This window comes from Marivita sp., assembly GCF_051859345.1.
Classification (GTDB): domain Bacteria; phylum Pseudomonadota; class Alphaproteobacteria; order Rhodobacterales; family Rhodobacteraceae; genus Marivita.
On the sequence record NZ_JBHYFV010000012.1, the window covers coordinates 1 to 22,407 of the forward strand.

Below are 22,407 nucleotides of genomic sequence, written 5' to 3' on the forward strand. Positions count from 1 at the left end.
AACACGCGCTCGCCCTCGGGGCGCGAGGTCGAACGCGGATCGTGCTTGATCCGCACGTTCCACTTGCCCCAGGCGGCGGCAAACATCAGCCAGTTGGAGGTCGGCGCGCGACCCACGAGGATGAACTTGTCCTCCCGCTCGCGGAAGATGATGTGGTCGCCGATGACGTGACCTGCCGGTGTGACGGGCACATAGTGCTTGGCACGGTTCAGGTCGAAATTCCCGAAGGCGTTGATGCCATGATACGCCAGAAATTCCTCGGCTTGCGGGCCTTCGACGATCAGCTCGTCCATGTGGTGCGACTGGTCGAACAGAACGGCGCTGTGACGCCACGCTTCCTGCTCAAGCCGCCAGTTGCGAAACTCCGGCGTCACGACCGGATAGACATACATCCCGATCTGGGAATTGCGAAGCATTTCAACGGGATTTCCCCATTCCTTCATCTTGTCGGACAAGCTGGGCATAGACGTGATTTCCTCCTGAAATCTTATTTTGCGGATAGTAAAGACAGGCCCGGAACGCGCGTGGCGACCCCCGGTCCGGCATTGGCAAGGTAATCAAGGTTGCGCCGCGCAAGGCGGGCGTGTTCGCGGGCAAGGTGTTCTGCACGCGCGCCTTCGCGGGCGCGAATCGCCTCGACGATGGCGCGGTGTTGGTGCTGCGCGCGGACAAGCGACGCATTGAAATCCGGGATCAGTTCCTGTTCACGCAAAAACGCACTGGGGGACGCCAGGGGCAGAAGGTTGACCCGATCCGCCTCGCGCTGCATCACCTGACTGCCCGCGAGACGCGATAGCAGGTGATGAAACTGTGCATTTTCAGAGATATACGCTTCGAAATCAATGTGATCCGGATGAACAAGCGCGGCGTCGATCCGATCCAGAACGCGCTCTGCCTCGGCCAGTCTGACAGGGTCCGCACCGCGTTCCGCCGCCAGTCGCGCCGCCGTGCCTTCGATCACGCCGCGCAATTCGATGGCGTCGTTGATGTCATCCAGCGTAAACCGCGCCGCGCGGCAACCGCCGGTTTCGATCCGTTCAAGCAGACCTTCGGCCACCAGCCGATCCATCGCCTGCCGCAACGGCGTGCGCGACAGGCCCAGCCGTTCAGCCAAAGCGACCTCGGGCAAACGTGTGCTGCCAGCGAATTCGCCGCTCATCACAAGCGACCGAAGCCCCAGCAACGCCTTTTCGAATTGCGTCTTGCGATCAGACATGCACCCTCCCCAGGCGCACGCCGCTCTCCCTTGCGGCGTTCTGTCCATTTGGATAAATTGTATACAGAAACCTGTCAATGGTAGATACTTCACAGAAAATTCAATCAATTTTCAAGGTAATGTATACACCGGGTCGATCATGGCCAATCAAAGGGCCGTCCCTGACAGCAGGGCCAAGTCCCTGCGCAAACACGCTCGATCTGCGGTGACGTTTGTCGATTGCACACCGCCTAAAGCCCGGTCTGCGCCGCGTCCCAGATCAGCTTGACCGCGATCACTGCCAGAAGTGACAGGATCAGACGGTCAAACGCCTGCTTCGACAGGAATCGCGCCGCCCATGACCCGATGGGGATGCCCAGAAACATCGGCACAAGCGCCAACACCGCCAGCAGCAAGCGGTCCCATGTCAGGATGCCGAGCGCGGCAAGGGCGGGCACTTGGGTGACGGACATGGCAAGAAAGAAGATCGCAATTGTCGCGATGAACTCTTTGCGGGGCAGATTCAGCGCGTTCAGAAAGGTGATCGACACCGGCGCAGACAATCCGCCAGCGCCCTGCATCACACCTCCGACAAACCCGACATAGGGGCCCAACTGCCGCCCCCGCGCACGCGACAAGACCCAATTGGGCCGCGCCAACCGAAGACCGATATAGGCGAACACGACCCCAGCCAGAGACGCCATCAAAAGCGGCACCGGCAAAGAGGCCAGCAGAACGGACCCGACAATCGCCCCGATGGCCCCCATCAGCGCAAAGATCCACACGAACCGAAGTTCCGTCACTTCGCTCCGGAAAGCCCAGCTTTGCCAGATATTGGTGCAGAGGTTCAGCACCGAAAAGATCGCCACCGCCATCGGCACATCGAACACGATGGCCAGAACCGGCACGCCGACCACCGGCGCCCCTGCCCCAGTGGCCCCCTTGAGGAACCCGCCAAGCGCGATTCCGACAAAGGCCAGAGCGAGTGATGCGGGGTCCATCAGTGTTCGTCCGTTGCGGCGACAGACAGATCAAGCAGCACTTGCCGCCGTTCGGTGCGGATCACTTCGACCGCGCGGCGCAGCGCGTCGGGCAAGTCTGCACCGCAGTCGATGCGTTCGGCGTGAGCGCGGCTCGCCTTGGCGATCTGGGTGAAATCCGGCAACGGCTCGAGCGAGGTCAGCGGGATACGGTTCTGCCGCACCGCCGCGCCGTCCGGGTAGCCCTTGACCACCGACCGGCGCACCGCGTTCCACATCGCGTTGTTCTTGATGATGGTAAGGATCGGCAACTCCAAGGCTTCGGCGATCTGGTGACAGGCGACCGGATTGGCAAACATGTACGACCCGTCCCCCACGCAGGCAATCACCAGCCGGTCCCGGTGTGCCAGTTGCGCGCCAAGGGCGGCGGGCATGGCCCAGCCCAGACCACCCGCATGCACGTTGGAAAACACGCGGTTCGCCCCCTTGATGTGCATGTGCGGCAAAAGCAGCCCCAATTCGGAAAACGCCACTGCGGTGTCATCCATGATGTCCGAAATGCAGGCGCTCATCCAGTCTGCCGACATCGGGCCATCACCACCCGCGTCCGGTTTCGCCATGGCGCTGCGACCTGATGCGACCTTGGCGTGAACGCTCTGCCGCCGCGTTTCGGCAGCTGCGTCAGGCTTGTGGGACAACAGCGCCTCGAGCGCCATCACCGGATCGGCGGTGATCGCCAGATCGTTCTTGTACCCACGCACCGGCATGCGGCGGAACAGAGGGTCCGGGCCGATATGCACCACGCGGGTGCCGTCCTGCGGCGCGTTCACTGCTTCGATCCAGGGCACGGCAGAATCCAGCACGATCACCAGATCGGCGTCCGAGGTCGCGAGTTTGGGGTTGTAGCCCAACAGCGCCGGATCATCCGACGCCAGCACATTGCGGATGCTGAACGGTTCGGACACCGCAAGGCCATACACCTCGGCGCAGCGCGACAGGGCTGCCGAAACCCGCCCCTGCGGATCGCCACGCTGGCACAGCACGACGGGCATCCTCGCCTCTGCGATCCACCCCGCAAGCTGGGCAATGGCCTCGGGATCAGGTGCGACCGGGCGCGCGCTGGCGGGTACGGGCGCAGGCGCAAACCCGTCCGGCAACGCCTCGGTCAAGGGTTCCTTGGGCAGGCTCATGTAGACCGGCCCCTCTGGCGCGCTGACCATCAGGGACGCCGCGCGCTTGGTCACGCTGTCGGCCTGTTCGGGATAGCGCAGTTCATAATCGAACTTGATCACATCGCGCACGAGGCTGGTCTGGTCGTACATTTCCTGACCGTACTGGATCGGCGTCATCCGTCCGCCCTTGCGACCTGATTCCGTCAGCGGCGTGCGCCCCGACAGTACGAAGACCGGAATATTGTCGGACGCGGCGTTGATCACACCCATCACGGCATTGGCCAGACCGACATTCACATGCACCATCACGGCTTGCGGACGTCCGGTGACAAGCCAATAACCATGCGCCATCGCCATGCCTGCGGTTTCATGCGGGACTGTCAAAGGTGTTGGCGCATCACTTTCAGAAAGTCGCGCAAGCCCTTCTATAATTGGTGGAAAATCGGTTCCCGCATTGGCAAACAGATAGTCGATTCCGCAGTCCTTGAGCGCCGCCAATAGCGCCTCGCCTCCGGTCTTGGGCCGGGTCGCGTCATGTAACATACATCCTCCCTGAATCTCTGGCTTGATATTCCGCTGCCACTTTGTAAAGTCAACTTATTCTCAATAATTGGGATTCTAACCCAAACGAGAACCATATTTGGGAGGACAACCATGAAGACGCTATTCACCGCGGCTGCGGTATTTCTGAGCGCGACAATCGGCACGACCGCATCGGCACAGAATGTCGGCATCGCCACATCGAACCCTGGATCGCTGTTCCACAATATCGGCACCGCCGTGGCCAACGCCGCGAACGAAGCCGGGCTGAACACCACGATCCAACCCGCGACCAGCCCCAACCAGTTCATTCCGTTCGTCGATCAGGGCGGCATCGAATTCGGCGTCGCGAACCTGCAAGAGGTGGCTTATGCCGTCACCGGAGACGCCTGGTGGGAGGGCCGCACCAACCCGAACCTGCGCATTGTCGCGCATCTGATGCCACTGGTCGAGGCGATCTTTGTCCGGGCCGACAGCGACATCATGAAGGTGTCCGACCTCACAGGCCAGCCGATGACCGATGGCTACACTGCGCAAAACACCATTCTGCCGCAGCTATCGGCCTTTTATGCCACCGCAGGCATGACGCGCGACGATGTCGAAAAGGTCTCGGTCGCCAGTGTTGTCGCCGGGGCCGATGCCTTCATGGCGGGTGACACGGTCGGGTTCATCTTTGCCCATGGCGCCGGCAAGGTCCGCGAGGCGGATGCCGCCGTGGGTGGTCTGCGCGCGCTGGGGGTCGAGGATGACAGCGACGCATCCCTTGCCGCTGCTCGCGAACATTGGCCAACCGCGTTCTTCACCACCCTGCCCACGGGGTCCATGCCCGGAGTGCTTGAGGACACGGTCTACATCGCCTTCCCGCAGGTGGTCTTTACCCATGCAGACGCGCCCGAAGAAGCGGTCTATGCAATGACCAAGGCGATCTACGAGAACACCCAGGTGATGATCGACACCTTCCCGCCGTTCCGCGCCTTTGATCCCCAGGAAATGAAGGGCGATCCCGGCACAGCGGAATACCACCCCGGCGCGCTGCGCTTTTTCGAGGAAGTGGGCCTGAATTAAGCCCAGGCACGCGCTCTTCAGGGGCGCGTGTTCCACCTGCCTGACCTCGAACGTTCCAGGATATCATGACAGCCATGCCTGCCCTGCCCGCGCGCCTTGCGATACCTTTGGCCGATCTTTTTGCGGCCTGCCTTGTCCTGCTGGCAGTGGGCTGGGCGCTGTCGGTGCAGCGGAAGCTGGGGTTGGATTTGTATCCGCAGCAATTCTTTGCGGGTGTGCTGTTCTTTGCCCTGCCGCTGGCCTTTCTCACCCTGCCCGCCACGCGCGGAACCGACCGGATCGGCGTACCGATCTACGATCTGATCCTCGCGGGCCTGTCGATGGGGGCGCTTGGCTATGTTGCGGTCAAATATCCAGACCTCGTGCTGATGATCTTTGCCCGCCCACCCGAGCTCTGGATTCCCAGCCTTGTGATCATCGTGCTGCTGCTGGAGTCGCTGCGCCGCGCCACCGGCTGGGCGCTGGTCATCATCATCTCGGCGTTCCTGCTCTATGCGCTGTTCGGAGACCTGATCCCCGGCCGATTGCAGGGCAGACCGCAGAACTGGCAGCTCTTGTCCGGTTATCTGGCGGTGGATTCAAACGGTGTACTGGGCCTGCCGATGTCGGTTGCCGCAACTGTGGTGATCGCGTTCATTCTGTTCGGCGTGCTTTTGGGCATCACCGGCGGGTCGCAGTTCTTCACCGATGCGGCGATGATCGGCATGGGTCGGTTTCGCGGCGGGTCGATGAAGATCTCGGTGTTGGCCTCGGGTCTGTTCGGGTCGATCTCGGGCTCTGCGGTGGCCAACGTGGTGGGCACGGGCGTCGTCACCATCCCGATGATCAAACGCGATGGCTACCCCGCCCACAAGGCGGGCGCGATCGAAGCGGTGGCCTCCACCGGAGGGCAGCTCATGCCGCCGGTAATGGGCGCATCGGCCTTCCTGATGGCCGAGTTTCTGGCCATCCCCTACAGCCAGATCGTCATGGCGGCGTTGCTGCCTGCGGTCCTGTATTACGTTGCTCTGTTCATCCAGGCCGATCTTGAAGCGGCCAAGATGGGCATTCAACGCGTGCCGGAATCCGAGATCCCCGCACGGCGCACCGTTCTGGTCGGGCTGCATTTCGCCACCGCCTTTGCCGTGCTGATCTACCTGCTGTTCTGGATGCGCTACCAACCGGAACGCGCGGCACTCTGGTCGGCGCTGGCGCTGTGTACGACCGCACTTATCTTCGGCTATCGCGGCGCACGTCCAACACTCCGCGCCCTGTTCGGCAGCTTTGCCCGTACCGGGCACGGGGTTGTCGAGATCCTTCTCATTTCGGCGGCGTCCGGCATGGTGATCGGTGTGCTCAACATTACCGGTCTCAGTTTCAACCTGACCTATGCGCTGGTGCAGGTGGGCGGCGGCAGCGCCATCACACTGCTGGCGTTGTCCGCCGTGGTCTGCATCATCCTGGGCATGGGCCTGCCCACTTTGGGTGTCTATGTGCTTCTCGCTGCTCTCGTGGCGCCGGCGCTGATCGAAGTGGGGATCGAACCCATCGCGGCACATCTTTATGTGCTGTATTTCGGCATGATGTCGATGATCACACCCCCCATCGCCATGGCCGCCTTTGCCGCCGCCGCCATCGCCAAGGCGCCCGCCATGGCAACTGGCTGGGCCGCGATGCGGTTCGGGTGGGCGGCTTATGTGATCCCGGTGCTGTTCGTGTTCAGCCCGTCGCTGATCCTGATCGGAGAAACCGGAGAGATTGTCTTTGCCGTGATCACCGCAAGCCTTGGCGTGTGGCTCGTGTCCGCCGGTCTGGCCGGGTATTTCTCGGATCGCCTGTCGCCGGTCAAACGGCTGTTGTTCATAACAACGGGCCTGATGGCGCTGGTGCCCGCCGGAGCTTTCGAGGGCGCGATCCTCACCGATGCAGCGGGCGTTGTGCTGGGTCTGGCGCTGATCGGAAGCGAGTTGTTCCGCCGCCGCAGCGCACCCTTGGCACAGGAGGAGGCGCAATGAGGTCGGTCTCGGGTTCTGGCGAACGGCTTCTGGCGGTCCTCGGCCTGTTTTCCGAGGAAACCCCGGAATGGACACCCGAAGAGATGATGCAGGCGCTCGGGTTTTCGCGCCCGACGCTCTATCGCTATCTCAAGACGCTCAAGGATGCGGGCTATCTCGTGTCGTTGCCGCAGGCGGGCTACACGCTTGGCCCTCGCGTGACCGAGCTCGATTTCATCATGCGCCGCTCCGATCCATTGATCACGGCGTCCGACCCCCACCTAAAGGCACTTGCCCGCGATTTTATCGGCTCGGCCTTCGTCCTGCGTTTTTACGGACAGAAGATGCTTTGCGTGGCGTCCGAAGTGTCGGCCCCCGAACCGCGTTCGTCCTACCCGCGCGGACGCCCCATGCCGATCGGCAAGGGCGCGGTCAGCCGGGCCATTGTCGCCTTCCTGCCCCCGAAAGAACGGTCCGCGTTGGTCAGCGACTACCTTGACGCCTTCGTTACCTCGGGCATCGGATCGACCAAGGACGCGGTGCTGACCGAGCTGAAACGTATCCGCCGCGACCGTGTCGCCATGGCGCGGGGCGAGGTCACGCCGGGGCTGGTCGGTGTTGCCGCGCCGATCCTTGCGGGTGACGGAACCCCGGTCGGCGCGCTCTGCCTGTCGACCGAAGAATCCACCCTGACCCGCACTCAACTGGATGCCTTGCGCGACAGCATCCGCGACCGTGCCGAGGCGATCTCGGACGCGCTGAGCCGGACCGCTGCGCTGGCCAGTGCATGACCCTTAACCGATCCGAAAGAGAGACCCCATGACCCTTGATCCCGCACGGCATTACATTGGCGGCGAATGGGTTGCCGACGGCCCGTTGGCCGCCAGCGTGAATCCCGCCACCCTTGCTCCGTTGGGCCAGTACCATCCGGGCAGCAGCCCCCTTGCCGATGCCGCCGCCGCAACAGCGCGCGCCGCGTTCTTTGGCACCGACTGGGCCCATGCGCCCCGCCTGCGGTCACAAGCCCTGCTGGAGATCGCGGACCGCCTGGAGGCCGCCAAGGACGAGATCGCCGATCTGGTTGTGGCCGAAAACGGCAAGATCCGCGCCGAAGCCTTGGGCGAAACCATGGGGGCCATTTCGGAAACGCGCTACTATGCCGGACTGGCCCGAGACATCCGCGGCTCGATGCAGGAAATCACACCCGGCAGCCTGTCGCTGTTCCACCGCGAGGCGGCGGGGGTGGCGGGCATCATCGTGCCTTGGAACGCGCCTGTGACATTGCTCATGCGGTCGCTTGCCCCTGCTCTGGCCGCTGGCTGTACTGCGGTCATCAAACCGGCGCATCAAACGCCGCTGGTCCATGCGCGCATCATGCAGGCCATCGCACAGGCCCCGTCCCTGCCCAAAGGCGTGGTCAATTCCGTCAACGAGAACGGCATCGAAGTGGGCCGCGCCATGACCGCGTCACCCGATATCGACGTGATCAGCTTTACCGGCAGCAGCCGTACCGGGCAGGCCATCATGGCCGCCGCAGCGCCGACGCTGAAACGCGTGGGGCTGGAACTGGGCGGCAAGGCACCGGCGGTGATCTTTGCCGATGCCGACCTTGACCGCGCGGTGCACGAACTGACCCACGGAGCCTTGGCGATGGCGGGGCAAATCTGCGTCGCCGCCGCGCGGTTCCTTGTGCACGAGTCCATTGCCAATGACTTTGAGGCCCGCATCTCCGCCGCGTTCAAGGCGGTGCGCGTCGGTCCCGGTGACCGGCCCGACAGCCAGATGGGATCGCTGATCGACCTCGAAAACCGCGCGCGGATCGAACGGCTGATCGAACAGGCGGGCGACGAGGGCGAGATCATCCTGCGCGGCGCACCCCTGTCCGATGCTGCGTTCCTCACACCGACCCTGTTCCGCATCGACGATGTCGCCTCGCCGCTGGTGCAGGAGGAACTGTTCGGTCCCATTGTGTCGATCGAGACCTTCGTGGACGAACAGGAGGCCGTCGCCAAGGCCAACGCCACCGCCTACGGCCTTGCCGCGTCGGTCTTCACCGCAGACCACCACCGCGCTTTGCGCATGGCACGCGCGATCCGGGCGGGGACGGTCTGGATCAATTCGCATCTGCGGCTGTTCGCAGAGGCGGAAACCGGCGGCTATGGCAAATCGGGCCTTGGGCGGCTGCACGGGCCAGAGGGGCTGTGTGACTTCCTTGAGACCAAACACATCTATTCCGAACCCGGACGCATCGGAGGGACCGCATGAGCAACAGCTATGACGTGGTGATCAATGGCGGCGGGCCTGTCGGTCTGGGTCTTGCCATCGAATTGGGTCAGCGCGGCGTACGCGTCTGCGTCGTGGAACGCTATCCGGAACCGCAGCCCATCCCCAAGGGGCAGAACCTGACGCAGCGCACGTCCGAGCATTTCCGGGCATGGGGGTGCGAGGAGGAATTGCACAGCGCCCACCCCATTCCCAAGGGTGGCGGCATCGGCGGCATGACGGCCTATGGCAAGCTGCTGTCGGATCACACATATGACTGGCTGAACCGGTCGAACGTAAAAGACTACTATTTCGCGCCCAACGCCCGCCTGCCGCAATACGCGACCGAAAGTGTGCTGCGCGCGCGCGCGGCCAAGATCCCGGCGGTTACGGTGCTCTACGGCTGGGCCGGTGAGGCGCTGGAGATGACCGGGGACGGCGTGCGCCTGACCATTGCGGAACGCAAGAGCGACGTGCGGAAGGTGATCGAGGCGTCTTATGTCGTGGGCTGCGATGGCAGCAAGTCCTTTGTGCGAGACCATGCCGGGATCAGCGAAACCCTGTCCGACCACAACCGCCTGATGGCCCTTCTGGTGTTCCGGTCAGAAGCGCTGCACGACCTTCTCACGCGCTATCCGGGCAAGGCGTTCTACAACGTGCTGCACCCCGATTACGAAGGCTACTGGCTGTTCTTTGGCCGGGTCGATCACGGGTCGTCGTGGTTCTTTCACGCCCCCGTCCCCATCGGCACAACCGAAGACAATTTCGATTTTCGCGCGCTGCTGCACAAGGCAGTGGGTCAGGAGTTCGCGCTGGATCTCGATTACGTCGGATTCTGGGATCTGCGGGTGTCATTGGCCGACACCTATCGTGCAGGACGTGCCTTTATCGCTGGCGACGCGGCGCACAGCCATCCGCCTTATGGTGGCTACGGCATCAACACCGGCTTTGAGGACTCGCGCAACCTCGGCTGGAAACTGGCCGCCGTGATCCAGGGCTGGGGCAGCGATGCGCTGCTCGACAGCTACAGCGCCGAACGCCAGCCTGTCTTTGCCTCGACCGCGCGGGACTTCATCGAAAATTTCATCTACCAGGATCGCGAGTTCCTGAATGCCTTTGACCCGGCCACAGACCCGGAGGCATTCAAACACGCGTGGAAAGCCCGTGCCGAAGGTGGATCGGGGGTCGAGGATTTCGAACCGAATTACGAAGGCTCCCCCATCGTGCCCGACACCAGGGGCAGGCCCAGCGCCAAGGGGTCGCACAGCTTTGTCGCGCGCGCAGGGCACCACCTGCCCCCAGCCGGACCCGAGGGACGGGACGTGGCGAATGTGCTTGGTCCCGACTTCACCCTGATTTGCGCCGATCCGGAAAATGCCACTCCCTTCCGGGACGCCGCTGAGGCGCTGAACATCCCGCTCGCGACTCCGATCGGCAAGACGGAATGGTTCCGACACTGGGACCGCGGACTTGTCCTGATCCGTCCGGACGGATTTGTTGCGTGGTCCGGTGACGCACAAACACCGGACGCGGCACATCGTATCCTGTCTGCCGCGATCGGAGCCTGATCACATGGCCGATCAAAGGCAGATCGTTGTCACCGGCGGCGCATCCGGCATCGGGGCTGCGGCAGTTGCCCTGTTCCGGGCCGACGGCGCGCATGTGACGGTGATCGACCGCGATGATCCCGGCGCGCGTGTCGATAGCTGGATCAAGATGGACCTGTCCGATCTGGACGCCATTGCGACACTGGACCCCGGACCCAAGATCGACGTGCTGGTCAATGCCGCCGGTCTGCCTCCGCGACCGGGACATGAGCCGACGATCCTGCGGGTGAACACCCAAGCCCTGATCGCGGTGACCGAACACCTGCTGCCGCGCCTCTCTCCCGGCGGGGCACTTGTGAACATGGCGTCCAAAGCGGGTGGCAAGTGGCGGGAAAACCTTGCCCAGGTTCAGCGGTTCCTGGCGCTTGATCCTGCGACGGACCTGCATGCGTTTGTCCAAGACGAACACATTGACCCCGTCCGCGCCTATGACCTGTCGAAAGAGGCGGTGATCGTCTGGGGCATGGCCAATGTCGCGCGTCTCCGGACCCTTGGCTTACGGGTGAATGCCGTCAGCCCTGCCGCCGTTGCAACCCCGATCCTTGATGACTTCATGACCGCCTTCGGGGATCGTGCCACCCGCGGGGTAGCACTGACCAAACGTGCCGGCACTCCCGAGGAAGTGGCGCAGGTCATTCACTTCCTGGCCTCCGAAAGCGCGTCATGGGTCACCGGTTGCAACATCGAATGTGATGGCGGCCTCACGGCACAGCTTGAATATCAGGCGTTGACGGCCCCCTCTCAGCCCTGAAACACGTCCGCGTATTGCGTGCGCAGCTGGGCTTTTTGCACCTTGCCCATCGTGTTGCGCGGCAGCGCGTCCACCAGTTCGATCACGCGGGGGCGCTTGAACCCGGCAAGGTTGGCGCGCACCGCTGCTTCGACCCCGGCAATGTCGATGCTCTGGCCCGTTTCCGGCACCAGAACCGCAACCACGCTTTCGCCGAAATCGGGATGCGGCGCGCCGATCACGGCGGATTCGCGCACACCGGGCAGCGTGTCGAGGAACAGCTCGATCTCCTTGGGGTAGATGTTGTAGCCACCCGAGATGATCAAATCCTTGCCCCGCCCGACAATCTGCACATAGCCGTCACCGTCGATCAGGGCCAGATCGCCGGTGATGAAGAACCCGTCGTCACGCAATTCCTCGCGGGTCTTTTCCGGCATGTTCCAATAGCCTTTGAACACGTTCGGCCCCCGCACCCAAAGCACACCAATCTCGCCCTGTGGCAGTTGAACCCCGGTTTCGGGATCGCAGACCTTGACCGCGACCCCTGGCAACGGAAGCCCGACCGTCCCGGCCCGGCGTTCCCCGTCATACGGATTGGACGTGTTCATGTTGGTTTCCGTCATCCCGTAGCGTTCCAGGATGCGATGGCCGGTGCGCTGTTCGAACTGCACATGGGTTTCCGCCAGCAACGGGGCCGATCCGGAAATGAACAACCGCATATGCGACGCCAGATCGCCGGTAAAGCGCGCGTCGTCCAGTAGCCGGGTGTAAAAGGTCGGCACTCCCATCATCGTGGTCGCCTTGGGCAGCGCCGCCAGAACCGCATCCAGATCGAATTTCGGTAGAAAGATCATTGACCCACCCGACAACAGCACCGTGTTCGTCGCCACGAAAAGCCCATGAGTGTGAAAGATTGGCAAGGCATGAAGCAGAATGTCGCTGTCGGTGAACTGCCATGCAGCGACCAGCGCCTCGGCATTCGACAACAGGTTGTTCTGCGTCAGCATCGCCCCCTTTGAGCGCCCGGTGGTGCCCGACGTGTACAGCAGCGCCGCGATATCCTCGGCGTCGCGCGGGGCACTATCGGAGACAGGCGAGAATTCCAGTGCCAGATCGAAGAACGAACCCTCACCGTACGATCCCATCGTGTGAAGCGTACACTCCGCATCTGCCGCGATGGCGGCCAAAGCCTCTGCCTCAACCGGATCGCACACAAACAGCGCCGGTTTGCTGTCGTCGACAAAATACGCAAGTTCGGCAGGTGTATAACCCGTGTTCAGCGGCAAGAAGACCGCCCCTGACTTCACGCAGGCCGCATAGAGGGCCAAAGCCTGTGCCGATTTCTCGACATGGACGGCGACCCTGTCACCGGGATCGACATTCAGCGACTTGAGAGCATTGGACATCCGCCCGACGGTCTCAAGAAACGCGGCATGGCTGATCACCGCGCCATCCGGCATGTGCAGGAACGGGGTGGTTTTCCCCTCATGCGGCGCGAACAGCGCGTCATAGAGCGTATTGGCCATCGGGTCGGGCATCCTTTTCAAAACCGGTGGATCACAGGCACCAGCGCTTCACGTTTTCGCCCCCGGAACCGCTCTCGGGACACGTCACATAGGTGCATTGGCAGGCTGCAAAAGGGCTTTTGCCGTCTAATTGACGGCCTATCGGAAATCAATCTGATCATGGGTGTTGTTCCGCTGTGATTGTCCTGAAGGGAAATTCCGCGACCTTCGGTGCGTAGTCCCGGACGGTCCAGATCGCGGCGCCACAGATGCCCCAACCAGCATCAGCGAACAGCGCTGGTTCAATTGGCCATGCGGTGTCCCTTGGTCTTTCCTTCCAGAGCCAATGCGTCTTTGATGCCTCACCATGAAGATTGAGGATCACAGCATGAGGCGCGTATGACAGGGAGATTGAATGGACGACGGGTCGCAATTCTTGGGGGTGGTCTGATTGGTGTCAGCTGGGCTGCGTTGTTTTATCATCACGGCGCGGATGTTACCCTTTGGGATCCAAGCGAGACAGCAAGGGCTGACGCAAACGCGCGCATGCAAAAGCCGCTTGCCCATCTGGCAACGCTGGACGACGATTCTGCGACCCTTGGCCATCTGAATATCACCGCCGACCTTGCGCAGGCGCTGGACGGTGCAGAGTTGATCCAGGAAAATGCACCCGAAAGCATTCCGCTCAAACACGACCTGTTTGCGCAGGTCGAAGCTTTGGCAGACCCATCTACCGTAATTGCGTCCTCCACCTCGGCGCTGACATGGTCAGAGCTTGCTCCGGGCCTTGCGGACCCCAGCCGACTCATCACCGCCCATCCGTTCAATCCGCCCCACCTTGTGCCACTGGTGGAACTTTATGGCGTTGATCCAGACCGGCTTGATCGCGCAGAGCAGATCTATCTAGCAGCCGACCGCGTGCCGGTGCGTCTCAGGAAAGATGCGACCGGGCATATCGCAAACCGCCTTGCCTCTGCCCTGTGGCGCGAGGCGGTGCATCTCGTGGCCGATGGCATTGCAGACGTCGAGGATGTGGATGCCGCGCTGGTCAACGGCCCCGGATTGCGCTGGTCGGTTCTGGGCGCACACATGGCTTATCACCTTGGCGGCGGTGACGGTGGTCTTGCCGCCTATCTGGCGCATCTTGGACCAAGTCAGGAGCGCCGCTGGTCGACGCTGGGCAACCCGACGCTGTCGTCCGACGTGCAGGCGCAGCTGGTTGCGGGCGTTTCACGCGAAGCGGCGGGTCGCGACATTGCAACCCTGGAAAATGCCCGCGATGCGGCCCTGATCGCGGCGTTGAAAGCGCGAAAATCCGCTCCGGGCGTTTAGGTTGCCGGGAGTACGACAGTCCTGACGTCCTGATGAGTGAGGGGAGAACCTTGTCGGCAGCGGTCTGCCCTGCGCATAGCGGGCATGCGGGAACAGGCCTGACGCTGCGTCAGTCGCGCCCCCAGATAGGTCTGGAAAGGAGAGTGCCATGCTCGACACCACACCCACACCCGTCACCATTCGCCCCCACGGCCTGCCCGACGAGATGCGCCTGCTGCTGGAGGCTTATCCTCGCGAAAGTTGGGGGGCGCATCCGGGCTTTCGGGAAAAAACCCGCCAGTGGCTGGGCGCGCATCGCATGTTTCGCCATCTGGCGCAGACCCTTCGTCTGGATGCAGAGAGCTTTCTGGACGCCACAGTGGCGCCCGAAGATTACTCTGCGCGCCTGTCGCATGTCGGCGGTGCCCTGGTGCGCAACCTGCATGGGCACCATCACTGGGAAGATCACAGCTACTTCCCAGAGCTTTCCGCCGCCGATCCACGTTTCGACGCGGGACTCGACGTGCTGGAACAGGATCATGCCGATCTTGATCAGGTGCTGGACACGGTCACGCGCACGGCCAACCGCGCAATCAAGCTGATCCAGCTTGACGTGGCGCAGGCCCGCGACGAGATCGGCCAATTGCACGGCATGTCCGAGACCATCGACGCGTTTCTCGCACGGCATCTGACTGACGAGGAAGAGCTTGCCGTTCCCATCATCTTGCACCACCGTTTGCGGGGATAGGGATAGGGAGATGGTGATGACGGGCGACGAGACCTCGGTTCAGGAAGATCAGAGCGACGCCGCAACGCGCCGCGCACGAGGTGAATTCGTGCGCGGCGTCAGCGGATTTCGACAGTCTGTCGGCGATCCGGAGTTTCCCGCAGAACCGGGGCGCTATCATCTTTTCGTCGCTCTCAATTGCCCGTGGTGCCACCGCGTCACCCTGGCCCGTGCCATCCTGGGCCTTCAGGAAACCCTGACGATGGACGTGGTTTTCCCCAATCGCACCGGCGACGATGACCCGGCGGGGCCGAACCTTTGGGAGTTCAATCCCGACCGCATCGCCACCCTGACCGGCACAACACTGCCAGACTGCACAACCGAAACCGGAACCGGCCATGGACACCGGCTGGCCAAGGAGATTTATCGCGCCGAAGGGTCTGACGAACAATCGGTGCCGATCCTTTATGACAAGACATCGGGGCGCATCGTCAACAATGAAAGCGCCGAGATCCTGCGCATCCTGAACGCCAATGCCGCTGCGCTTGGAAGCGCGCTGTCTGAGGGTGAACGCCCTGACCTTTATCCCGAAGACCCCGCGCTGCGGGACGACATCGACGACCTGAACAACCTGATCTACACCGCCATCAACAACGGCGCTTACAAGGCCGGGTTCTCGTCGGATCAGGCCATCTATGCTGCCGCTTTCGAAGCCTATTTCGAGGCCTTGAACAAGCTTGAGGATCGGCTGTCGGATGGTCGCCCGTTTCTGACCGGATCTTCCTTCACCGAAGCCGATTTGCGGCTGTTCCCGACGTTATTTCGTCACGACCCGGTCTATTATGTCCGCATGAAGCTGAATGGCGCGCGCATCCTCGATTATCCACATCTCTGGCGTTGGCTTTGCCGGGTTCACGCTTTGCCCGGTGTTGCCGAAAGCGGGTCGTTGATCCATTGTCGCCAGGGGTATTTCGGACGGTCCTGGAACGGCGTTGTCCCGCTTGGGCCATTCGTTCCGATGCGTTATCCCGACGCCTATGGGCACCCCGACCTTGCGGATGAAAGGGTGATCCCTCGTTGATCCGGCGTCGGACACTGACCGCCACGGCCAGAAATGCCTTTTCTGACAGCTACACTGCGCTAGTTACTCATAATTACGTGTGTGACTGCGAATTACTGCGGTCATCCGCCGAAACATGTCGTAGACAGCCGACGATAAGCGCTTGGAATGCTCACCCGGCAAGGGGATTGTTGAATGCCGATACTTAAACAAATCGTGATCACCGCGCTGTTTCTTGCGGCGGGCTTCTGGGGTCTGGTCACCTATGTGCCGACGTCGCTGCCAATCCTTGACCGCTATGGGCTTCTTGAACCATTCGGCATCACCGTTCCCGAAACCCCGGCTGCCGCTCAGGGCGGCGGCGGCAGGCCATCAGGTGGATCACGCGGGCCCATTCAGGTGATCGCTTCCGAGGTCGCAAGCGCCAACATCTTCAACGAGATCGTTACAATCGGAGATGGTCGCGCGCTGCGCAACACGACGGTTGTGCCCGAAGTGTCGGGCCGTCTCTCGGCCATCAATGTTCAGTCCAGCTCCTATATCGAGGCTGGTGACGTTGTTGCGACCCTTGAAGACCGCATTCAGCGGCTTGAAGTCGAGCGCGCGCAGTTCCTGCTCGAGGATGCGCGCGCTGCGGCCAACCGCGTCAACGCGCTTGGCACCACGGTCACGGCAATTCAGCGCAGCAACGCAGCGCTCGCGCTTCAGACAGCAGAGCTTGACCTGAAAGAGGCAGAGTTCGAACTGGAGCGTCGCAGGATCGTCGCGCCTATTTCCGGCTGGGTCGGCATCATCAACCACAATGTCGGTGATCAGGTCTCGACCGCGACCGAAATCACCCAGATCGACGACCGATCCGAGATCATCGTCGATTTCCGCGTGCCCGAACGGTTCGTCGGCCAGATCAAGGAAGGCGATGCGATCCGGGCAACAGCGCTCGCGCGCCCGCAGGACGAACTGATCGGAACAATCACGGCACTGGACAGTCGCGTGGACGCGGACAGCCGAACGTTGCGCCTTCAGGCGTCGCTCGCCAATACCGACGACGTGCTGCGGGCCGGGATGGCGTTCCGCATCATCGTCGACTTTACCGGGGAATCCTTTCCGTCGATTGATCCGCTCGCGATCCAATGGGGCAGCGATGGTCCCTTCGTCTGGGTCGTCGATGAGGGCAAGGCGGCGCAAAAAGCGGTCATGATCATGCAGCGCAACAGCGATTCCGTGCTGGTCAGCGGAGAGCTTTCGGTCGGCGATATGGTCGTGACAGAAGGTGTGCAGAACCTCCGGTCCGGGGCAGAGGTCGAAATTCAGGTTCAGGCGACATCGAACCCGGCACAGGCCGCCTTGCCTGTCTCGCGCGGATAGGAGGCCCGCAATGGCTGTCACGCTTCAATCCGTCCAATCCTCGACAACGGCGCTGTTCGTGCGCAGACCGATCCTTGCCTTCGTCCTGTCCGCGCTGATTGTCCTGTCCGGGCTGGCCGGATTGTTCGGGGCCGAGATCCGGGAACTGCCGGATGTCGATCGGCCCGTCATCACGGTGACAACCAATTTCGCAGGCGCGTCGCCCGAAACGATCGACCGCGAAATCACCGCTCAGATCGAAGGCGCCGCCGGGCGGGTTGCAGGTGTCCAGGCCATATCGTCGAGTTCCCGCTTCGGTCGCAGCCGTGTCACCATCGAATTCGGCGACGACGCGGATCTGGATGTCGCGGCAACCGACACGCGCGACGCCATCGGGCGGATTCAGAATTCACTTCCTGACGGGGCCGACGATCCGCGCATCGTCAAGGCGGACGCCAATGCTGATGCTGTCATGCGCATCGCCGTGACATCGGATCGCCGCACCGCGCAAGAACTGACCCAGTTCACCGAAGACATGATCGAAGACCGTCTGATTTCGGTGCCCGGTGTGGCCGACCTTCAGATCTACGGCGACCGCGAGGCGGTGTTCCGGATTGATGTCGACCAGATGCAACTGGCAAGCCGGGGTCTGTCCCTTGCCGACATCCGCAACACCCTTAGAAACGTCTCCTTTGACGCGCCTGCCGGATCGCTTAGTTCCAGCAGTCAGAGCATTGTGGTGCGCACAACGGCAACGGTCACGTCTACAGCCGAATTCGAAGCACTGAAGATCCGCGAAGGCGTCACCATCGGTGACGTGGCAACCGTCACCTTGGGTCCGGCACCCGGCGAAAGCGTGCTGCGGGCAAATGGCCAGACGGGACTCGGGTTGGGGATCATCCGGCAGGCGCAAAGCAACACGCTGGAGATATCGCAAGCGGTTCGGGCAGTTGTGGACGAATTGCAATCCATCCTTCCGCCCGATGTCCTTGTCTTTGTGACAAGTGACGACGCGGTCTTCATCAACGGTTCGATCCGCGAAGTGCTGAACACGCTGGCGATTGCCGTTGCCATCGTGATCGGCATCATTTTCCTGTTCCTGCGGGACGTGCGCGCCACGATCATTCCGGCGGTAACACTGCCGGTCGCGCTGGTTGGCACCCTGGCCGCGATCTATCTCGTGGGTTTCTCGGTGAATATCCTGACGCTTCTGGCGCTGGTCCTTGCCACCGGGATGGTTGTCGATGATGCCATCGTGGTGCTTGAAAATATCGTGCGCCGACGATCCGAAGGCATGGGCGCGCGCGCTGCGGCCGTGCTTGGCACGCAGCAGGTGTTCTTTGCTGTTGTCACGACAACTGCCACGCTGGCAGCCGTGTTCATCCCGCTGTCATTCCTGCCCGGTCAGACCGGCGGTCTGTTCCGAGAGTTCGGGTTTACCCTGGCGATGTCGGTCCTTCTGTCGTCGATTGTCGCCCTCAGCCTCTGCCCCGTGCTGGCAAGCAAGCTGCTCAAGGGCCATTCGGGTGAAGCGCCTGCGCGCGGGCCGATGATCTGGCTCGGCAACCGATTGATCGCGCTATACGCCCTGACGCTGCGGTTTTGCCTTGCCATGCCGCTCTTGATCATCGTGATATCCGCCGGATTTGCCACGGTTGCAGCAATCTCCTTTGGCAATATCCGTCAGGAACTCACACCGTCCGAGGACCGGTCCATCGCGCTTCTGAGCGTTTCAACTCCGCAAGGGGTGTCACTGGACTATACCGCCCGCAAGATGCGCGAAATCGAAGACCTGATCGAACCGCTTCGGATGTCAGGGGAGGTGACCAACATCTTCTCCATCGCGGGAACCGGATCTGACAACCGGGGCTTCATGGTGATGACCCTTGCCGAATGGCAGGATCGCACCCGCAGCCAGCAAGAGATCGTTGGACAGATCAACGGAATGCTAGGTCAGGTGATCGGCGTGCGTGCCTTTGCCATCCAGCCGAATTCTCTGGGCATTCGCGGCGCGGGACGTGGCCTGACCGTTGCCTTGACCGGAAACAACTACGACCGACTGGCAGAATCCGCTGACCAGATCATTGCCCAGATGGAGCAGAACCCCGCGTTCGGGCGCGTTTCGCTGGGATATGAAACAACCCAGCCGCAACTTTTTATCGAGGTTGACCGCGACCGGGCGTCGGATCTTGGGGTGAATATCGACGGATTGGGCGAAGCGTTGCAGGCCGTCCTTGACGGGCGCACTGTCGGGACCGTGTTCATCGACGACCGCAGTTTCGAGATCAAGATGGTTTCGACGGTCGATCCGGTGAACGATCCGGGCGATCTTGAGCGGATTTTCGTGCAGGCCGGCAACGGCGAGATGATCCCGATTTCGAGCTTCGTGCGCTTGCAGGAACGAGCCGTCGCGCCGGAACTTGGTCGCGAGACCCAGATGCGCGCCGTCGAAATTTCCGCAACCTTGTCGCCACAACTCTCGCTTGGAGATGCGTTTCAAGAGGTTCAAGCGATTGCAGAGGAGGTTCTTCCAGAAGAACAGCGCATCGTGCCACTTGCCGAGGCGGCGACATTGTCGGAAACCTCGTCTGGGCTGCTGATCACCTTCGGCTTCGCCATCCTTGTGGTGTTTCTGGTGTTGTCGGCGCAATTCGAAAGCTTTGTCTCTGCCCTCATCATCATGGCAACCGTGCCTCTGGGTCTTGCCTGCGCCATCTTTGCGTTGCTGCTGACAGGAGGCAGCCTGAACGTCTACAGCCAGATTGGCCTGGTTCTGTTGGTTGGCATCATGGCCAAGAACGGCATCCTGATCGTCGAATTCGCGAACCAGCTGCGCGATCAGGGGAAATCCGTGCGCGACGCCATATACGAAGCGTCAACCATACGCCTGCGCCCGGTGATGATGACCATGACCTCGACCGTGCTTGGTGGTCTTCCTCTGATCTATTCATCGGGCGCAGGGGCAGAAGCCCGCGAAGCGCTGGGTTGGATCATCGTCGGCGGTCTGGGCATGGCGACGTTGTCGACCCTGTACCTGACCCCGGTCGCCTATCTTGTGCTGGCCCGTCTGTCGCGACCAAAGGCCGAGGAAGAGGCCCTGCTGGTCAAGGAGTTGCAATCCGCAACGACCTCTGTGCAGCCCGCCGAATAAAGCGTCCGGTGGATGCGCCTCCGCGATCACACCGATCGCTGACAGGGGGGCGAAGGCCGGACTGCCCAGGCGCGGCAACGCGGGATCAACGCGAATTCAGGGTGAATCGCGTCTCGATATCCTTGGCGAAGTCCCCTTTCACGCTGGCGACCATCCGCGTCAGGGTGCAATACCGCCCCGCGATGTCCAGTATCGCGAAGTCGTTGTCCTGTCCGCGCAGACGGGTCGACAGACCGGTGCCAACATGAACCTGCAGGATGCTCCCACCGGTTCTGGCGACAAACGGTTCGGCCCGCCATGCGTGCAGATGGCCCGTCAGGATCACGTCCGTCCCACAGGCCGCCAGATTGTGAAGTGCCTCTTCGGCACCGGGCATCAGTTGTTTCTTGGTGCCTTGCGCTTGTTGAAACGGATGGTGCGCCATCACGATCCGCGCGCCGTCAAACCCCTTGAACCGCTTGCAGGCGCGGGTCAGGTGACGCTTGCGAAGATGACCCCGTTGCCAGGAAAACGGCCAGGCCGTGTTCAGACCCTGCACCAGCAATTTTTCGCGTTGAAAGCTTGGTGAGAGTTCACGGCAAATCGTCCGTCGATAACCCGCATAAGGTCGCAGCAGGCGCATGGGAAGATTGTAGAGCGGGATGTCGTGGTTGCCCGGCACACAAATCCAAGGCGCCGGAAGCCGGTCCAGAAAGGCGCGCGCGGCGCGAAATTGCCCTGCACGCGCACGTTGGGTCAGATCGCCCGAGACGGCAATCACATCTGGTTCCGCCTTGTTCAAAGCATCCTGCAAAGGGTCGATCAACGTTGCGTCATCCCGACCGAAATGCAAATCCGAGATATGGGCAATCCGTATCACGATGTCTCCTGCGGGGCGATCAGGTGCAATGGCCGGTCGTCCTGGCGCATGCGCAAAGGCGTGTCCATTTGCATCTTCTCTCCATCACACGCCACCAGGATCTTTGCCAGCCTCGGACGAATGACGATGTCACGCGCGGTGTAGAGCATGTAATCCGGACCCTTCTCTGCAAGGCCAACGGCCAGACGACCCGCCGTGCGCAGCATGGCCGACTGGGTGACTTGCGGCGCGATGAGCAATGCGAATGACCCGTTGCGGTGATCCTGTAGACCATCAAGACCAAATTCATCAAGTTGATACGCACTGGCCGCCACAAAGGCGAGAGGTGTGGACATCTGGTGATCGACACCATCCAGGGTAATGTCCAGGCGCATCGACCGCGGTCGCCGCCCAAGCGTTTTCAGAACCGACCAATAAGCTGCAAACCTCGACCGGCCGTAACGTGCATAAACGTCCTCGCGCGCACGCAGAATGGTGGGGTAAAGTCCGATGCTCGCGTTATTCAGAAAGATGCGGTCATTGACCCTGCCCAAGGTGACAGGCCGGGAAGACGTGTGCGCCAGCGTCTTGACCGCGTCGTCAAGCGCTTCGGGAATGCCATGCGCGCGTGCGAAATAGTTGAAGGTTCCCATAGGGATGACGCCAAGCACAGCGCCTGCCGCGTGACATGGGCCTGCCAGCGCGGCGATTGTCCCGTCACCGCCTGCGGCCACTAGCGTCTGTGCGCCGGCATACAGCAGGCGCTCGGCGCATTCCGTGAGGGATTCGCCGTCGTTTGGAATTTCGACCTGTGCATCAAGCGCATGTGCCTTCAATGCCTGTTGCAGCTGTTGCACGCGATCATCGCCTTCCGGCCCGTCACCGGCATGGACGTTCAACACAACCTTCATCATCACAGGGCTCCTTTGCACATTCTGACGTTAACG

17 protein-coding genes and 1 pseudogene are annotated in these 22,407 nt (G+C 61.9%); 11 read left to right on the plus strand and 7 right to left on the minus strand.

What is annotated here, in order from left to right; all coding sequences use genetic code 11:
• From ACTIEN_RS09720 to ACTIEN_RS09735, 4 genes and pseudogenes are all read right to left on the minus strand, one after another.
• Positions 1-464, minus strand: a pseudogene (locus tag ACTIEN_RS09720) (aminomethyl transferase family protein); the annotation flags it as partial.
• 23 nt (positions 465-487) lie between these two features.
• The gene (locus ACTIEN_RS09725; protein WP_439522936.1) at positions 488-1,216 is read right to left on the minus strand and encodes a GntR family transcriptional regulator; all 729 of its coding nucleotides are present in this window, start codon (positions 1,214-1,216) and stop codon (positions 488-490) included.
• A 230-nt stretch (positions 1,217-1,446) separates the two neighbouring features.
• Positions 1,447-2,196 carry a sulfite exporter TauE/SafE family protein gene (locus ACTIEN_RS09730; RefSeq protein ID WP_439522937.1) on the minus strand — a complete coding sequence of 250 codons (750 nt, stop codon included), beginning with the start codon at positions 2,194-2,196 and terminating at the stop codon, positions 1,447-1,449.
• Positions 2,196-3,890, minus strand: coding sequence for a thiamine pyrophosphate-requiring protein (locus ACTIEN_RS09735; protein ID WP_439522938.1), 1,695 nt, complete (start codon positions 3,888-3,890; stop codon positions 2,196-2,198). Before ACTIEN_RS09735 ends, ACTIEN_RS09730 begins: the two co-directional genes overlap by 1 nt.
• A 111-nt stretch (positions 3,891-4,001) precedes the next feature.
• Between ACTIEN_RS09735 and ACTIEN_RS09740 the strand changes: the two genes are divergently transcribed.
• The 6 genes from ACTIEN_RS09740 (at position 4,002) to ACTIEN_RS09765 (ending at position 11,545) form a co-directional block, all read left to right on the plus strand.
• Positions 4,002-4,952 carry a TAXI family TRAP transporter solute-binding subunit gene (locus tag ACTIEN_RS09740; protein WP_439522939.1) on the plus strand — a complete coding sequence of 317 codons (951 nt, stop codon included), beginning with the start codon at positions 4,002-4,004 and terminating at the stop codon, positions 4,950-4,952.
• A 65-nt stretch (positions 4,953-5,017) separates the two neighbouring features.
• A complete protein-coding gene (locus tag ACTIEN_RS09745) occupies positions 5,018-6,946 on the plus strand; it encodes a TRAP transporter permease (RefSeq protein ID WP_439522940.1) in 1,929 nt (642 codons plus the stop codon).
• Positions 6,943-7,716, plus strand: coding sequence for an IclR family transcriptional regulator (locus ACTIEN_RS09750; RefSeq protein ID WP_439522941.1), 774 nt, complete (start codon positions 6,943-6,945; stop codon positions 7,714-7,716). The genes ACTIEN_RS09745 and ACTIEN_RS09750 overlap by 4 nt, the downstream gene beginning before the upstream one ends.
• Before the next feature lie 28 nt (positions 7,717-7,744).
• A complete protein-coding gene (locus tag ACTIEN_RS09755) occupies positions 7,745-9,190 on the plus strand; it encodes an aldehyde dehydrogenase family protein (protein ID WP_439522942.1) in 1,446 nt (481 codons plus the stop codon).
• Positions 9,187-10,755 carry an FAD-dependent monooxygenase gene (locus tag ACTIEN_RS09760; RefSeq protein WP_439522943.1) on the plus strand — a complete coding sequence of 523 codons (1,569 nt, stop codon included), beginning with the start codon at positions 9,187-9,189 and terminating at the stop codon, positions 10,753-10,755. The genes ACTIEN_RS09755 and ACTIEN_RS09760 overlap by 4 nt, the downstream gene beginning before the upstream one ends.
• Positions 10,756-10,759: 4 nt before the next feature.
• Positions 10,760-11,545 (plus strand): SDR family oxidoreductase, encoded by a 786-nt coding sequence (locus tag ACTIEN_RS09765; protein WP_439522944.1) that lies wholly within the window; start codon positions 10,760-10,762, stop codon positions 11,543-11,545.
• On the opposite strand, the gene ACTIEN_RS09770 is transcribed toward ACTIEN_RS09765, so the two are convergent.
• Positions 11,536-13,050, minus strand: coding sequence for a malonate--CoA ligase (locus ACTIEN_RS09770; protein WP_439522945.1), 1,515 nt, complete (start codon positions 13,048-13,050; stop codon positions 11,536-11,538). The two genes, ACTIEN_RS09765 and ACTIEN_RS09770, sit on opposite strands and share 10 nt — an antisense overlap.
• A 378-nt stretch (positions 13,051-13,428) precedes the next feature.
• Here ACTIEN_RS09770 and ACTIEN_RS09775 point away from each other — a divergent pair, with 378 nt between their 5' ends.
• From ACTIEN_RS09775 to ACTIEN_RS09795, 5 genes are all read left to right on the plus strand, one after another.
• Entirely contained in the window at positions 13,429-14,361 is a 933-nt protein-coding gene (locus ACTIEN_RS09775) for a 3-hydroxyacyl-CoA dehydrogenase NAD-binding domain-containing protein (RefSeq protein ID WP_439522946.1), read from the plus strand.
• A gap of 148 nt (positions 14,362-14,509) precedes the next feature.
• Positions 14,510-15,088, plus strand: a complete 579-nt coding sequence (locus ACTIEN_RS09780) for a hemerythrin domain-containing protein (protein WP_439522947.1) — start codon at positions 14,510-14,512, stop codon at positions 15,086-15,088.
• Between the two features lie 16 nt (positions 15,089-15,104).
• Positions 15,105-16,148: a glutathione S-transferase C-terminal domain-containing protein gene (locus ACTIEN_RS09785; RefSeq protein WP_439522948.1), complete on the plus strand. Its 1,044-nt coding sequence runs from the start codon at positions 15,105-15,107 to the stop codon at positions 16,146-16,148.
• A gap of 174 nt (positions 16,149-16,322) precedes the next feature.
• Positions 16,323-17,492, plus strand: coding sequence for an efflux RND transporter periplasmic adaptor subunit (locus ACTIEN_RS09790; protein WP_439522949.1), 1,170 nt, complete (start codon positions 16,323-16,325; stop codon positions 17,490-17,492).
• 10 nt (positions 17,493-17,502) lie between these two features.
• Positions 17,503-20,622, plus strand: a complete 3,120-nt coding sequence (locus ACTIEN_RS09795) for an efflux RND transporter permease subunit (protein ID WP_439522950.1) — start codon at positions 17,503-17,505, stop codon at positions 20,620-20,622.
• 85 nt (positions 20,623-20,707) lie between these two features.
• On the opposite strand, the gene ACTIEN_RS09800 is transcribed toward ACTIEN_RS09795, so the two are convergent.
• Together ACTIEN_RS09800 and ACTIEN_RS09805 are read right to left on the minus strand one after the other, a co-directional pair.
• Positions 20,708-21,481 carry a metallophosphoesterase family protein gene (locus ACTIEN_RS09800; RefSeq protein WP_439522951.1) on the minus strand — a complete coding sequence of 258 codons (774 nt, stop codon included), beginning with the start codon at positions 21,479-21,481 and terminating at the stop codon, positions 20,708-20,710.
• Positions 21,478-22,374 (minus strand): diacylglycerol/lipid kinase family protein, encoded by an 897-nt coding sequence (locus ACTIEN_RS09805; protein ID WP_439522952.1) that lies wholly within the window; start codon positions 22,372-22,374, stop codon positions 21,478-21,480. Before ACTIEN_RS09805 ends, ACTIEN_RS09800 begins: the two co-directional genes overlap by 4 nt.
• Positions 22,375-22,407 lie beyond the last annotated feature (33 nt).

Excerpts from the sequence above, each read along its gene's own strand:
- ACTIEN_RS09725 (WP_439522936.1), bottom strand. The coding sequence starts at position 1,216 with ATGTCTGATCGCAAGACGCAATTCGAAAAGGCGTTGCTGGGGCTTCGG.
- ACTIEN_RS09730 (WP_439522937.1), bottom strand. The coding sequence starts at position 2,196 with ATGGACCCCGCATCACTCGCTCTGGCCTTTGTCGGAATCGCGCTTGGC.
- ACTIEN_RS09735 (WP_439522938.1), bottom strand. The coding sequence starts at position 3,890 with ATGTTACATGACGCGACCCGGCCCAAGACCGGAGGCGAGGCGCTATTG.
- ACTIEN_RS09740 (WP_439522939.1), top strand. The coding sequence starts at position 4,002 with ATGAAGACGCTATTCACCGCGGCTGCGGTATTTCTGAGCGCGACAATC.
- ACTIEN_RS09745 (WP_439522940.1), top strand. The coding sequence starts at position 5,018 with ATGACAGCCATGCCTGCCCTGCCCGCGCGCCTTGCGATACCTTTGGCC.
- ACTIEN_RS09750 (WP_439522941.1), top strand. The coding sequence starts at position 6,943 with ATGAGGTCGGTCTCGGGTTCTGGCGAACGGCTTCTGGCGGTCCTCGGC.
- ACTIEN_RS09755 (WP_439522942.1), top strand. The coding sequence starts at position 7,745 with ATGACCCTTGATCCCGCACGGCATTACATTGGCGGCGAATGGGTTGCC.
- ACTIEN_RS09760 (WP_439522943.1), top strand. The coding sequence starts at position 9,187 with ATGAGCAACAGCTATGACGTGGTGATCAATGGCGGCGGGCCTGTCGGT.
- ACTIEN_RS09765 (WP_439522944.1), top strand. The coding sequence starts at position 10,760 with ATGGCCGATCAAAGGCAGATCGTTGTCACCGGCGGCGCATCCGGCATC.
- ACTIEN_RS09770 (WP_439522945.1), bottom strand. The coding sequence starts at position 13,050 with ATGGCCAATACGCTCTATGACGCGCTGTTCGCGCCGCATGAGGGGAAA.
- ACTIEN_RS09775 (WP_439522946.1), top strand. The coding sequence starts at position 13,429 with ATGACAGGGAGATTGAATGGACGACGGGTCGCAATTCTTGGGGGTGGT.
- ACTIEN_RS09780 (WP_439522947.1), top strand. The coding sequence starts at position 14,510 with ATGCTCGACACCACACCCACACCCGTCACCATTCGCCCCCACGGCCTG.
- ACTIEN_RS09785 (WP_439522948.1), top strand. The coding sequence starts at position 15,105 with ATGACGGGCGACGAGACCTCGGTTCAGGAAGATCAGAGCGACGCCGCA.
- ACTIEN_RS09790 (WP_439522949.1), top strand. The coding sequence starts at position 16,323 with ATGCCGATACTTAAACAAATCGTGATCACCGCGCTGTTTCTTGCGGCG.
- ACTIEN_RS09795 (WP_439522950.1), top strand. The coding sequence starts at position 17,503 with ATGGCTGTCACGCTTCAATCCGTCCAATCCTCGACAACGGCGCTGTTC.
- ACTIEN_RS09805 (WP_439522952.1), bottom strand. The coding sequence starts at position 22,374 with ATGATGAAGGTTGTGTTGAACGTCCATGCCGGTGACGGGCCGGAAGGC.